This is a genomic window from Aerosakkonema sp. BLCC-F183 (genome assembly GCF_041929145.1).
Taxonomy (GTDB): Bacteria; Cyanobacteriota; Cyanobacteriia; order Cyanobacteriales; family Aerosakkonemataceae; genus Aerosakkonema.
The window spans coordinates 1-13,890 of sequence record NZ_JBHFNU010000048.1 but is presented as its reverse complement, the minus strand read 5'-3'; the positions used below and the strand labels follow the sequence as shown (position 1 = coordinate 13,890).

Sequence of the window (13,890 nt, the reverse complement as noted above, 5' to 3'; positions counted from 1 at the left end):
GTCAGGCGAAGCTAGGGGAATGCTTTCTTTCTGCTGTCAAGCAAAGATAAATTCCCGCAAAGCTGCCTGAAGTTTTCAAGCAGGTTGCTTGAGTTTGTTTAGAGGCAACTCATCCGTTTTAGATGAAGTTGATAGGTAGCGGGTGAGTGCCTGACCTGTAACTGCTACATCACAAGCTAAGTTAATCCCCTCCCGTTCTAGTAAGCCTAAAACTCGCTGGGGATTGTCTCGTTCAACTACAGGTAGCTGATGCAAACCACGAGCTGCCATGCGGTCTAAAGCCTCAGCAACAGACTCAGAAGTGTATGCGTAGAGGATTTCTTTGGTGCAGATAGATTCGAGGGTCTGAGTGGCTAAATTGCAAGCAAGAGGATCTGCTTGCGATCGTGCGATCGCCCGATTGATATCCTTAAGAGTAACAAGGCCAATTAGTTGCTCGTTTGCATCAACAACCAAAGCCGTATGGCACCTCTCATCAGTAAGAGCAAGGCCAGCTTCTAGGACACCGCAAGAGCCCGATAGCATCAAGCGCGGTATTTGCATCGCTGCCTTCACAGGCATTTGCTTCAAAATTTCCAGATACTGGTCTTTCTCTACATTCAAGCCCATTTGTTGCAGGTTCAAACCCTGAGTGGCAGTTGGTTTAAGCCTTTCCACCAACCAAACGCTAAGACCCACTGCTGCCATCAAAGGTAAGACAATACGGTAATCCCGTGTCAGCTCAAATAACAAAAGAATAGATGTCAGCGGAGCCCGCACGCTTCCAGCCAAAACCGCAGCCATTCCGACCATTGCATAAGCCGGTGGTGCGGCGATATTGGCGCTCATTCCCGGTAGCAAAGCGGCCAGAATTTTTCCGTAAGCTGCTCCCGAAGACGCGCCCAAAAACATAGCTGGGGCAAAAATGCCGCCCACCAATCCGCTACCCAAACTAACCGCCGTCATCACGAGCTTGACGACCAGTAACACTAACAGAAGTTGTAGCGAAAACTCCACGTCTTGGAGCATAGCCTCAACAGTTTCGTAGCCGATGCCCAGAATTTGAGGTAACTGCAAAGCTACCAAACCTACGCAGAGACCGCCCAGTATGGGATGAATAAATCTAGGAATTTGACCCAACCAGCTAAAACAAGGTACTTGTCCGCGAAAGCAGCGCTGAGCTAGCTGAATTGCTTGGGTGTAAGTTATTGATACCAGACTTGCCAATAAACCCAATCCCATGTAAAGGGGTAATTCCAGGGGGCTGCGAACTTCGTAAACAGGCAAGCTAAAAGCAGGTTGCGCCCCTAATCCAATCTGAGCGATTAAAGCGGATACAACAGCTGCTAACAGCACCACGCTAACTGCTGAGGTGGCAAAAGTAGTTCCCAGCACTACCTCTAGGGCAAAGAACACTCCGGCAATGGGGGCATTAAACCCGGCTGCCAAGCCGGCGGCAGCTCCAGCGCCCAAGAGTAAACGATGTCGTTCTTGAGAAACTTGTAGTACTTGGCCGAGTAGCATACCAAAATTTGCGCCAATTTCTACGCTCGGCCCCTCCGGTCCGAGAGAAGCACCCGATCCTAACGAAATCGAAGCTGCTACCATCTTCGTGACCGGTCTGAGCTGTCTGGCGACAGCGTGGCGAGATTCTTGGGTAGTCGCAATTAATGTAGAAATGCTTGGGCCTAAGTCTTGCCAGCGCCAGCGCATTAAGCCAACGAGCAAGCCACCGATAGTAGGAACGCAGGCGAGAGTCCACGCACCCCAAGCCGATATCTTTCCCATCAAGTCCTGTAGCATCAGGGTGTGGATCAGTTCGATCAAATAGTGAAACGTCACTACACCCATACCTGTACCGCTACCAATCAGTACTGCCAGAATCAGTACGACAGTTTCTGGGGATGGCTGGAGACGGTTAAAAAGGCGAGTTAGACGGGATGATTGGTTAGAAGTAAGACAAGATTGTCCTGTATTAAGCAATGGCTGTTCGTTGAGACGCACAGCAGTAGGAGGGATGGAGGTCATTATAAAGTTGACTATATAAAGTATTAGAGAAACAGAGAAGTACTCCGATTTGGCGAGTGCCAATAATCGGCGGTTTGGTTAAATTTTGTGACTGGCTCCTCATTTAGATTGTATCGATAAGGAAGACTACAGGTGTTCAGTTTTGGCAGTCAACAAGGGTAGACTAAGGATGATGCCAAAATAATCCAATCGATGTTGGCTAGTCTGAAAAGTTGCCTCTGGGTGTCAGGGGTAAAGCCAGGAAAGCAACGGGTGTGGAAAATGTCATCGTTTAGTAGTCCTATGAAATCGGCGAATATGTAAATCTGTGGCTAACGTCCTGTCGTCACTTCAAATAAACGAGAAGTACCCCAGGCAGATGGGAGTCGCTAAAAGTCACGCTATGGCGTCAGCTCATCACAAGTAAAACCTCTAATCTTGGCGCAGCAGCGTCAAGGCAGTGTTACCCAAATCAGCACTGAAAAATATATACATCCCGTGGAAAACTAGGAAATTCTGATGAATGCTCACACATTTGATGGTCATTCTGTTTCTTGCCCGATTTGCCATCGTTCTAAGGGAATGAAGCTGGGTAACACGGGCAGTGGACTATATATGTGTCCGTATTGCCAGGAACGCTTTGTAGTTAGTGAAAGCGGTCATTATGTCCGCGACCCCCAACCGAGTAAAAAACTGCGGACTGATGGGCAGATGTTACGTCGTCAAAGTCGCCCTTTGGCTCGTATGCGTCGGGATTTCCGCATTGTCAAACCTATTTCGCTGATTGCGATCGTCGGTAGCGCTATTTTCCTGGGTTACAGTTTGGCAACCCTGGATGAAAAGCCCACTCAACAAAATCCTTTGCAGGGATTTATGGATTGGGTGACCAAATTGGTCGAGTGACCAATTTGGTGATGGCGAATTGGGCATGGGCCGTTGGCATAAAAGATTCTTGGTGAAAAAGAGTTTTCGATCTTTTTGGCCCACTACCCCACTCACCTACGGTACTCTCTTGGCATCGACTTCTCGCGTAATTAGAGTCCAACCTGCGGCTGCGCCTAGCGATCGCATCGGTTGTAAACTTAAATTTTTTAGAGAGGATGGATCGAGTAATAAGTAGGGGGCAGGTTGTGACTGCCAATATTTCTTCAGGTCTAAGTTTATAGCAGAAGCGGGGATCACTTGACGATCGCTATAAAAATTCAACGAAGGACGAAAGTTGGGGTGAGATGTATATATCTTTTCTCCGATTGGAATACCGCTTTTGAGGATGATCTCGGCAACTGGCTTAACTGGATAATATTCGGCTAATTCCCAAACCCAATGCTCCGAAGTCATCAGCAGCACTAGGGAAATATAAGTACCCCAAAACAAAATTGGGATAAATTGAAGGTCGCGACGAGCAACCAAGACAGCTGCTAGGGTCATGGTTAGCGCAACCGAAGTCAACATAATCTGTATATCTTGTTCTGGTTTTGCAGAGAATCCACCAAAGTAAATACTTCCACCCCAACCTATTAAAGCTAACAGTACTAAACTAACGCTCCAAGCGCGGGGATAGGATTTTGTGGTTGGCCAATGCCAAACTTCTGCCAAATAGGTTCCCAGTGCTAATGCTAAAGCTGGATAAATCGGCAATACGTACCAAGGCAGTTTTGTACTCATTACCGAGATTACCAATAAGTAAACGCCACTCCAAATCAGGACTAACTTTGCCCAACCGAGATTGCGATTTTCCCAAGCTAAGCGCAAACTTTGGGGCAAAAAAAGCAGCCAAGGCCAGTTGTATTTCAAGATTTCCAGAAGGTAATACCAAGGTGGCCCTGCATGATTTTCTACGGGTGCCCAAATACGCTGCAAGGATTGGCCGACAATACCTTCACTGATGAATGTCTGACGGTAGTGCAGGATCTGCGCTATATACCAGAAAGCGACTGGAAAACTGCCAATCAGGATACCAATCCAGAAATAAAAAGATGTTAAGAGTCGAGGTGTATCCCAGGCCAGAAATAGGAGGACGATCGCACCTAATAATAAACCCAAAATACCTTTAGTCAGACAAATCAATCCGAAGCCAATCCCAATGCCAAGACAGTAGCGTAAGTTACGGCGACTGCGTAACAAACACCACACCATAAATAGAAAAAAGCACATTACTGCACCATCCAGCATCGCCAATCGCCCGTGGCGTACAATCGGCAATAAGGTTAGGTAAATCAAAGCCGAAAAAATGGCGGGTAGGCGTTGGGGAAAAATTTCTCGCCCGATACCGTACAGCAGCGGAACGGAGAGAGCGGTTAAAATTGCTCCCGGAAAGCGCGTTGTCCATTCGTTAACGCCTCCAACCGAATACGCCCAAGCAATGAGGAGATGTACGAGTGGCGGTTTGTTGATGTATGGCGTATCCCCCAAGGTTGGGTAAAGCCAGCGCATTGAGCCGCTTGGTGCCCGCCAAATGTCGCGAGCCACTTGAGCTACAATTCCTTCATCCCAATCTCGCAAGGGTAGGTTGCCCAGATTAATAGCATAAATTGTAATTGCTGCTATTAGCAATCCTAATACCCACAAGCGGTCAGACCAGATTCCCTGGCGACCCAAACGGTTTCCCAACTCACCCGACGTAAACAATTTTCGGTACATAGCAATCTAGATCGCACGACAAACAGATCGGACTTATACAGGATTGATAAATAGTTTGCAATAAAACTGGGTCTTCCGTACTTTATCTGGTAATTTAGCGTAAAATTTATGCAAAACCTGGCTGTGCTGGGCTTTTGTGATTATATAAACTAAATTTACTCCGGTAGCCTGGTATTTGTATTGCTTATTCATACAGCAATGTTTTAGATTTAACAAAGTTAATAATTTAGTATAGCAACTAGGAAAGAGCGAAAATTATGAACTATTTACCAAAAGCAAGCTCAGTTTTAGGAATTGCTATATTACTGTGCGGAATTCCTATAGCGCCATCAGCGGAAGAAATAGTTCAAACTAGGGCAGAAGACTTTTATAACCGAGGTGTAAGCAAGACTCATAGAGAAGATTATCGAGGGGCGATCGCAGATTTACAAAGATCTGCTACTTTATTTACCCAACAAAGAGATCCCGCAAATGCTTACAAAAGTAGGGCGCTTGCCATTTATTTAGAATGGGGGCAAAAAAGACTTCAGTCTCCTGCAAGTTCTGAGCCGCTGCCAAGTTGGTACAAATCAGGGAGTTGTATAGGCGAAGCTACTTGTCAGTATGGCATTACTTCGATAGATCCAGAAGCAGAAAAAACTGCTTTTGGCGGTATATTAATTTTAGAAAAAAAACTGCGTATGCAACAAAGACCTGATGGTTCTGGCGAACCTGTTGAGGCAGTTTTGGATGTTCGGGTAGTACCGAAACTTCGTCCGGAGGAATGGTTACAACAAGTTAACTGTCAAATTAGAGGGAAAGCGGACAATCGAATTATTGCTATTGTTCAAATTCAAGGATTTGAAGATGCGGATTTGTATACTAAGGTAAGGCAAGCATGGAGAGTAAATTTTAGCACTGAAAAAATTGACGCGATTCCTACGGCAAATATTGCCTGTGTCAATCCCTGTCCGGGCGGTTGTTGATGGTGATAGGCGCAGATGGGAGAGTGTATGCTTGAGATCGTTCCCTCTGCATGAGCGCCGTTTAACGAGCAATCAGCAATCAGCATTGAGCGTCGTCAAAGCGGACGGTTGACAGTTTCTTTTAACTAATATACTGAAATAATTTTTTAGTTATTTTCAGATTAATTTGGCTGCGATCGATCGGGTTTAATCTCTGGATAGATGTTGAAATTAAAAAGCATAGCTTTAATGTAAGAATCTATCGACGGAGATATTATGCCAGAAATTAGCGGAATTAGCATAAATACCCAAAACGATGTTACTGGTGTGGCGAATCGCGATCTGGGTAATGAAGAAGAATTGATAAATTTAGGTAAGATTAGCAGTGACGCAACAAATGCAATTGATGAGTTACCAGCTTCCCCACCGCCGGAACAAGAGGGAAGCAGAGAATTATTAGAGCGATTGGAAAAAATGATTGAGGCTGACGAAAATTTGAAACCCCAGAATAAAGCGACGGCATTAGAGCAAGTAAAGGCATTAGCTGAAGCGGCTAATAATCCTGAAGTTGAAGAAAAGAAGAATACGGCGCGATCGGCAATTGGAATGTTGAGAGGGATGATGGCAGAAGTACCGAAAGCTAATAATTTTAGCGAAGCTTGTAATACGCTGTTACCTCATATTGCGACAATATTTGGTTTAGGATAAAATTCTCAAAATAATTTTGCCAAAATTACACTATAAGTAGCGCTAAAGCATAAAAAAATGCGATTGCTAACCGAAGATTGGGTAACGATCGCATAAAGATCGGTATTTCAGAGCGATCGCCCACCAATCCAGAGAAAAAGGCTTGGCGATCGAACTTTGACCTTTTTACAGTTCTTGTTTAGAACGGTAGTAAACAACCGCTCCCGTATCTGACACGAAATGACAAGTTTTGTAGGAACCTAAGAAAGATTTCCAGATCGACTCCCGGCTTTCTCGATAGTAATCGCCCAGTACTGGTTTGATCGCTTCAGTAGCAGTCTTGAGATGGTAATGAGGAATGTTGAGAAACAGGTGATGAGCTACATGGGTACCAATATTATGATGAATGTTATTGATAAACCCATAATCTCGGTCAATTGTAGAAAGGGCACCTTTGAGAAAATACCAATCTTTACCGCGATACCAGGGAATATCAGCCTCCGTGTGGTGTAAAAAAGTTACTAAATCAAGCCAAACTATAAAAACGACATAGGGGCCGAAATAGTATTTCAGCAGAAATAGCCAGCCATATTCATAGGTGAGCCAGCTTAATAAGCCTACCATCAAAGTACAGCATACAGTACTGGTGATGACATCCCATTTTTCAGCGGGTTTAAAAAGAGGACTGCTAGGCAGAAAATGAGAGCCTTTCTTGCCAGGAGAACGTTTAAACAGATAGAGAGGATAAGCAAGCAGCAAAATTTGAAAGCGGATGAGCTTTTCAGACCAATTCATCTGGCGATACTTGCTTTCTGTAACGGGATACCAACTTTCATCGGTATCGATATTGCCTGTGTTTTGATGGTGAGTTCTGTGGCTGATGCGCCAGCCGTGAAAGGGAACAAGTATGGGAGTATGAGCTAGATGCCCGATCGCATTATTCAGCCATTTATGTTTGGAAAAGGAACCGTGACCGCAATCGTGGCCTACCACAAACAAGGCCCAAAACATGGTTCCCTGCATCACCCAGAATACTGGCCAAAACCACCAGGAGTCGAGAAAGTGGGCTATTGCATAAAAAACTGTAATTACGGATACATCTAGAAAAAAGAAAGAAAGGGATTTCCAGGTGGATGGCTGAAAGCACTCAGCGGGAATGGCAGATTTTAATTCTTGAAGGGTAAATGGGAGTTCTGAACTGACATCAGAAGATTCCGCTTTTGGAGAGGCGTTTAAGTTGGCTAGGTGAGATGGCACGGAGTTTTATATTTTACCTGACTGTAAACAAAGGGAATTATGATACAGCTAGGTAAATCCTGCAATAAGACGTAAAAGATGAGATTAGTCAACAGTATGGCTGCTAGGGAGCAGTAATTTTATACAACAATGTAAATACGGTTGAACTGGTAGCGGGTAATATGCTGTCTTGCCAATGAGAATAGAAAATGCGATCGCTCTTGGGCCACCGGAATGCTGCTGTCACCAAGTTAAATTATGTTAATCGCCATAGACAACTTACTAAAATCATCCGGATAAAGGCAAGTTTGTGAAGTATTAAAGTGCAATGTGTGCTTCATAAACTTACAGGAATATTCTCATGTCTACCACCAGTATTGACAGTCGATTGCTCAGCTTCGGAGAATTGCTTCGAGGTAATAACTCCTATTCCGTACCCAGTTTCCAGAGAGATTACTCTTGGACAGAAACAGAAGTCGAGCAGCTTTGGCAAGACATCACTGAAACTATTGATGAAGGACGCACCGAACATTTTATAGGCTCGATTGTTGTTAATAACTCTAGAAAGCCTGAACTCCAGTTAATAGATGGACAACAGCGTCTCTCAACGATTTCAATATTGATGTGCGTACTCAGAGATATAGCCAAAGAACAAGGGGATAACCAATTAGCTCAAGAAATTTCAGGAAAGTATTTGGGTTCCTTAAATTTGCGGACGCGCAAGACAGAGCCAAAGCTAGTCCTCAACGAGAACAACAATCAATTCTATCAAGAGAATATAGTAGAATCAAAAGGAATTGAATCCTTACGTCAAATTGCCAAAAATAAGCATTTAGAAAAATCTAAAAAACTAATAATTGATTCCTATTTATGCTTATACAAGCGCATTCAAGAACGTATCAAAAAAGCAGTTGATGTGGGAGAAGTTTTACTTCAACTGGAAGAATGCGTGGGAGATAAATTGATTGCTATCGTCATTGCCGTTGCTGATGAAGCCAATTCCTACCTTATTTTCGAGACTTTGAATGATAGAGGTTTGGATCTGTCTGTTGCAGATTTACTGAAAAATTATCTTTTTTCAAGGGCGGGAAACCACATTAAAGAAGTGCAGAGTAAATGGAAAGAAATCAATTTCCGAGCGGACAATTTTGAATTAACGAAATTTATCCGCCATTACTGGTTATCAAGCTATGAAAGCGTGACGGAGAAAGATTTATATCGCCAAATGGCCAGTAAGTTAAAAACTTCATCAGATGTTTTGAATTTTCTCAATGGATTGAGCGAAGCCGCTCAAGTTTATGGCGCACTGGAAAATTCCCAAAGTTTTGTTTGGGATTCTTATGATGTGAATGTTAAATATGACCTAGAAAGATTAAATATTTTCAAACTAAGCCAATGTTATTCTGTGTTGTTGGCGGCGAAAGATAACTTGCCAGCGGAAATGTTCCCGAAAGTTCTCAAAATGATAGTTATTCTTTCTTTTCGCTACAGCGTTATCTGCGGATATACTCCCGCTAAACTGGAATCTGCATACGGTAAGATTGTCAAATATATTCGAGAACAAAAGCCCAAAACGGTTAAAGCTATCTTTGAACAACTGAAGGAAATTTATCCCAAAGATACAGAATTTGGTAATTCGTTCGCACAAAAGATGTTAGGAGCAAACAGTTCTAAGCTAGCACGCTACATCCTGAGCGAAATCAACAGTTATTATACAGGAAACAAAGAATTAGTTGCGAATCCAAATGGAACAGAGTTAAACCTAGAGCATATTTTACCCCAAAGTCCTAAAGATACCTGGCTAGGAGAGTTCTCGAAAGCAGATCCAAATCTCTATATTTACAGACTGGGTAACATGACTCTGCTGGATTCATCAGTTAATCGCAAATTAGGAAATAATTCGTTTCAGGATAAGTGTGCTAAAGCTTATCAAAGTTCAAAGTTGAAGATTACGCAAGAGATTTTAGATTACCCAGTTTGGGGGCCAAAACAAATTGAAGAAAGACAAAATAAAATGGCTAAGGCAGCTTGTCAAATTTGGCGTTTAGATTATTAAGTTGCGACGCATCTAAGTTGTATAAATAGGGCGGCGGCGATGCCCACCCCACAAGATTTTCACATTCTTGCAATTATGAAAACTATCTGGCGTCATAGTTGAGAGTGCAGGTTTTTTATCCCAGAACAGAAACCGGGTTTCTTGAAGAAATCCGGTTTCTCTGTACAAATAAGCAGTTGTGAGAATTATGTTAAAATTGTGCCGCTCATAAACTTTTGATAGCGATACTCTAACTCCGCTTCTAATAACGGCCATCGCTGCAAACCTTCGTCTCTTAAAATAATTTTTTCAGCTGCATTTCGGGCTATTTCCAAAACTTCTTGATCTTCTACCAAACTGGCTAAAGCAAAATCGGGCAATCCTGATTGACGAGTACCTAAAACTTCTCCTGGGCCGCGAAAACGCATATCCATTTCTGATATGAAAAATCCATCTTGGGATTGTTCTAAAACATTCAGTCGCTGACGCGCATCGGGAGTTGTAGAACTGCTCATAAGCAAACAATAAGATTTGGCTGCACCGCGCCCGACTCTACCTCGCAATTGATGCAACTGAGATAAACCAAAACGCTCGGCATTTTCGATCATCATTACCGTAGCATTGGGTACATCTACGCCGACTTCGATCACAGTAGTGGCAACAAGTATTTGGGTTTGATTATCGCGAAATAAATTAATTGCTTCATCTTTTTCTGCGGAATTCATGCGACCGTGAAGCAAGCCGACTTGAAATTCGGGAAAAATACTTTCGGAGAGGCGTTGATGCTCTTCCACAGCCGATCGCACATCTAATTTTTCCGATTCTTCTACTAGCGGCAGTACAATATAAACTTGACGCCCTTGTGCGATTTCGCGACGAATCAAATCGTAGGCTTGGGTGCGTTCTTTCGCGGATAAAGCTACTGTATTAATCGCTTCTCGTCCGGGTGGTAATTCATCGATTTGACTGACATCCAAATCGCCGTGTAAAGTGAGTGCTAATGTCCGAGGAATTGGCGTTGCAGTCATTGTTAAAACATGAGGTTGTTCGCCTTTTTGCTGTAACTTTGCCCGCTGATGGACACCAAATCTATGCTGTTCGTCAATTACGACCAAACCGAGTCGATCGAAATTCACGGTATCCTGAATTAAAGCGTGCGTACCCACCAAAAGCGGCAGTTCCCCTGTTTGCAGCTGGGCGTGTATTTCGCGGCGTTTTGCTGTTTTGGTGGAACCGGTGAGCAGTTCTACAGGAAGATGTAGCAAATTAAACCAACCTACCAGTTTGCGGTAGTGCTGTTCTGCGAGTACTTCCGTAGGAGCCATGAGAGCAGCCTGGTAGCCGGATTGAATCGCGGCGAGTATGGCGACTACACCGACTACCGTTTTACCGGAACCGACATCCCCTTGTATCAATCGATTCATCGGTTCCGGTTTTTGCAGGTCATTGAGGATGTCGTTAATGACTCGTTGTTGCGCGTTCGTTAATTTAAACGGCAGTACTTTGTGGAATTCTTCGATCAGTTGACCTGTAGGAGCGAGGATGGCGCTAGCTTGGGTGCGGCGGAGGTTTTGACGGCGTTTGAGAAATCCGAGCTGGAGATAGAAGAATTCATCAAAAACCAATCGGCGACGGGCGGCATCTTTGGCGGCGCTGTCTGCGGGAAAATGGATGTTGGCGATCGCATTTTGTAACCCAATCAATCCATACTGATTCCGCAATACTGCTGGTAGGGGGTCTTGCAACTGCTCTACTGCTGGTAGTGCTGCCATTACCGCTTGTCGCACCAAGTCAGCCGGCACTCCTTCAGTCAGAGGATAAATCGGTACTACCCGACCGATATTAATCGATTCGATCGAATCTTCCGGATTGGCTAAAACTTCTATTTGCGGGTCGTCCAAAGTCAAGCCGTATTTACTTTCTTTCACCAAACCAGAAGCCGCAACTACTGCACCGACTGGATAGCGATTTTTGATCGACTCTTGCCAACCGCGATTCGTGTAGCGAGTACCCGCAAAAAATCGGCTGACCTTAATCTTATCCGGGCCGTCTGTCAGCAAAATTTCTAATATCGTTAATTTCTTATTTTTCTGACTGGTAAAACAACTACAGCGCTTGATTTTTCCCACAATTGTCACTGTTTCCCCGGCGATTAAATCGCAAATGCTGACTTGGCGCGAATAGTCGATGTAATCGCGGGGATAGTAGAATAGCAGGTCGCGTACCGTCAGCAATCCCAACCTTGCTAAATATTGTGATTTTCTCGAACCTACTTCTGCCAAACTGCTGAGAGGTTGCTCAAGCGAAATCGCCGAGAACGAAAAGTTTTTTGATTTGCGATTATTAGCAGGTGGTGATTGAGAAACAGGAGAAGATAAATTCTCCCTTGCTCTTCCTCCCCTCCCCGTAGACGGGGAGGGGTTGGGGGTGGGGTTTTCCCTCTGCCCTTCCGATTCCGTACCTTGCTCTATCTGCTGAAGAAACTGACGAGTTTGGGTTATGAGGTTTTGTCGCTCTTCCACTGTGAGATTGGCATAACGGGCAAATCGATCGGCTTTCTCCAGCCACTCGCGTCGCCATTCGGTGGCCAGATTGTTGGGAATTTTCCCAAATTCCAGGCAGAGAAACTCGCTGAAGCGGTATTGCTTCCCCATCAAGTCTGTGAAGCCGTTTTTTTCTTCTACTTCGAGGGCTTTGTGCAAACGCACCCAGTCTGTTCTGTCATTGGTCATTCGATTTTGGATTTTGGATTTTGGATTTTGGATTGACCCCACGGATAAATTTAGGGGCTTGAAACCACTTTTTTTCGGTTAATTAAGAAATATCAACTAAATTTTGACAAATGACTGATGACGGATGAGTGATTATTCATCGAACCAACTGACACGCCAAGCGCCTTCCGCTTCAGCGATCGACTTTTCGCGCTGCTTTTTGTGATAATCTCGCCCCAGGTTGTTCAGTTTTGCTGAGAGGCTGCGAATTTGGTGTCTCACAGTGGCTACTTTGGGATCGGTAAACTCAATTTCCGATAAGCGCAGATGAATAGCAGTTAATTGAATCAGGGTGGAACTTTCCGATTCCTGTTCGCCTAATTTGTCCGCAGCAGAATCGTCTTGGGTTTCTATTACCAAGTTTAATAGGTTAGGCGGCCCTGGCACGCTTTCACCTGATGCTTCTACTTTGGCAGCTGCTTCTAACACTGGTTCGGGCAATTTTTTAGGCAATATGCCAGACTGCTGTAAAAGGCGATTGGTGTCGCGAGAGACTTTTTGGATAATTTTAGCGATCGCTCCCTCTAATTTCTCCTGCCAGAAGGCTAATTCGTCTGGCTTGGTGATTGGGGACTGGCTATTGGCTACGGACAAAGCATTCGCTACAAGATTCTCAGAAACAAATGAAAGATTTTCGCCTGAATTCAGAGGGAGGAGAGACACGGAGGGGGAACTTTCTTTTTCTTCTCTCTCTTCGCTCTCCCCTGGGGCTGTTTTTTCTTCTGCTTCAGGACTTGGGGCCCTTTCTGCTCGGTTGCCAAACAATCGGCTTACCAACTCGTCAAAGTTGGTGTTATGAGTGGGAAGATGAGCCAATAAGCCGGATTTGGGTGGATGTAATACTTCCAGCAACTGTTGTTTGGCATTTTCGGCCAGCTTTCGGATTGCTTTCTGCAATTGCTGCCGCTGACTGAAAGATAAACTGAGGAATGCTTGGGGATATGCTTGGGTGCAGAGGTGATAAGTTGCGAGGATCAGCTGCTGTCGCATTGCTTGCCCCAAGCCGTTGAGATAACGTTCGTAAGTGTTGTAGAAGTCTTGTGCGATCGCAGAAGTTGCTTCTTCCAGCGCCGCTATATCCTGCTCTATTTTCTCAATTGCTCTCGCCATCTACTTTTACAGAGAAAACCTAAAAAGTGATTTTTAGAATCACCGCACTTTTAGGGCGGTGAGAACGTCAAAGATGCAAAGTTTGCACAACTCCTGTTTTTAGGATAAGGCACAAATCAAAAACAGGTCATCCACGTAAGTTTACGCAGCTGATGCTGCTTGCCGTTATATGTAAATACACTAGCGCTATAGGCTATAACCTCCAAACCAAAAAGCGCCCCCCTAAAAGGAGAGCGCTTTTCGATTAGCTAAACACTAAACTTAGCCATTGATAGCAGGAGCAGTCATAGCCACAGGAGCAGAAACACCAGCAGCCAAATCCAGAGGGAAGTTGTGAGCGTTGCGCTCGTGCATTACTTCCATACCCAGGTTAGCGCGGTTGATAATATCAGCCCAAGTTCCAATCACGCGACCTTGCGAATCCACAACCGATTGGTTAAAGTTGAAACCGTTGAGGTTGAAAGCCATCGTGCTTACACCC

The 13,890-nt window shown here is 44.4% G+C and carries 9 protein-coding genes and 1 pseudogene; 4 read left to right on the top strand and 6 right to left on the bottom strand.

Going from position 1 to position 13,890, the window contains the following annotated elements; all coding sequences use genetic code 11:
* Positions 1-75: 75 nt before the first annotated feature.
* Positions 76-2,007, bottom strand: coding sequence for a chloride channel protein (locus tag ACE1CD_RS13110; RefSeq protein WP_374824582.1), 1,932 nt, complete (start codon positions 2,005-2,007; stop codon positions 76-78).
* 498 nt (positions 2,008-2,505) lie between these two features.
* Between ACE1CD_RS13110 and ACE1CD_RS13105 the strand changes: the two genes are divergently transcribed.
* On the top strand, positions 2,506-2,889 hold the full coding sequence (locus ACE1CD_RS13105) for a hypothetical protein (RefSeq protein WP_374794769.1): 384 nt from the start codon (positions 2,506-2,508) through the stop codon (positions 2,887-2,889).
* A gap of 96 nt (positions 2,890-2,985) precedes the next feature.
* Here the strand turns inward: ACE1CD_RS13105 and ACE1CD_RS13100 are convergent, their stop codons facing one another.
* A complete protein-coding gene (locus ACE1CD_RS13100; protein WP_374794768.1) occupies positions 2,986-4,626 on the bottom strand; it encodes an ArnT family glycosyltransferase in 1,641 nt (546 codons plus the stop codon).
* Between the two features lie 257 nt (positions 4,627-4,883).
* Between ACE1CD_RS13100 and ACE1CD_RS13095 the strand changes: the two genes are divergently transcribed.
* Together ACE1CD_RS13095 and ACE1CD_RS13090 are read left to right on the top strand one after the other, a co-directional pair.
* Positions 4,884-5,591 carry a hypothetical protein gene (locus tag ACE1CD_RS13095; RefSeq protein ID WP_374794767.1) on the top strand — a complete coding sequence of 236 codons (708 nt, stop codon included), beginning with the start codon at positions 4,884-4,886 and terminating at the stop codon, positions 5,589-5,591.
* 255 nt (positions 5,592-5,846) lie between these two features.
* Positions 5,847-6,278, top strand: a complete 432-nt coding sequence (locus ACE1CD_RS13090; RefSeq protein WP_374824579.1) for a hypothetical protein — start codon at positions 5,847-5,849, stop codon at positions 6,276-6,278.
* A gap of 165 nt (positions 6,279-6,443) precedes the next feature.
* On the opposite strand, the gene ACE1CD_RS13085 is transcribed toward ACE1CD_RS13090, so the two are convergent.
* Entirely contained in the window at positions 6,444-7,514 is a 1,071-nt protein-coding gene (locus tag ACE1CD_RS13085) for a fatty acid desaturase (protein WP_374794766.1), read from the bottom strand.
* 340 nt (positions 7,515-7,854) lie between these two features.
* Here ACE1CD_RS13085 and ACE1CD_RS13080 point away from each other — a divergent pair, with 340 nt between their 5' ends.
* Positions 7,855-9,549 (top strand): DUF262 domain-containing protein, encoded by a 1,695-nt coding sequence (locus tag ACE1CD_RS13080; RefSeq protein ID WP_374824576.1) that lies wholly within the window; start codon positions 7,855-7,857, stop codon positions 9,547-9,549.
* 185 nt (positions 9,550-9,734) lie between these two features.
* Here ACE1CD_RS13080 and recG read toward each other — a convergent pair whose 3' ends face one another.
* The 3 genes and pseudogenes from recG to ACE1CD_RS13065 form a co-directional block, all read right to left on the bottom strand.
* Complete coding sequence (recG, locus tag ACE1CD_RS13075) at positions 9,735-12,260, bottom strand: ATP-dependent DNA helicase RecG (protein ID WP_374824573.1); 2,526 nt, start codon at positions 12,258-12,260, stop codon at positions 9,735-9,737.
* 132 nt (positions 12,261-12,392) lie between these two features.
* On the bottom strand, positions 12,393-13,409 hold the full coding sequence (locus ACE1CD_RS13070; protein ID WP_374824570.1) for a hypothetical protein: 1,017 nt from the start codon (positions 13,407-13,409) through the stop codon (positions 12,393-12,395).
* A 261-nt stretch (positions 13,410-13,670) separates the two neighbouring features.
* A pseudogene (locus tag ACE1CD_RS13065) lies at positions 13,671-13,890 on the bottom strand (photosystem II q(b) protein); the annotation flags it as partial.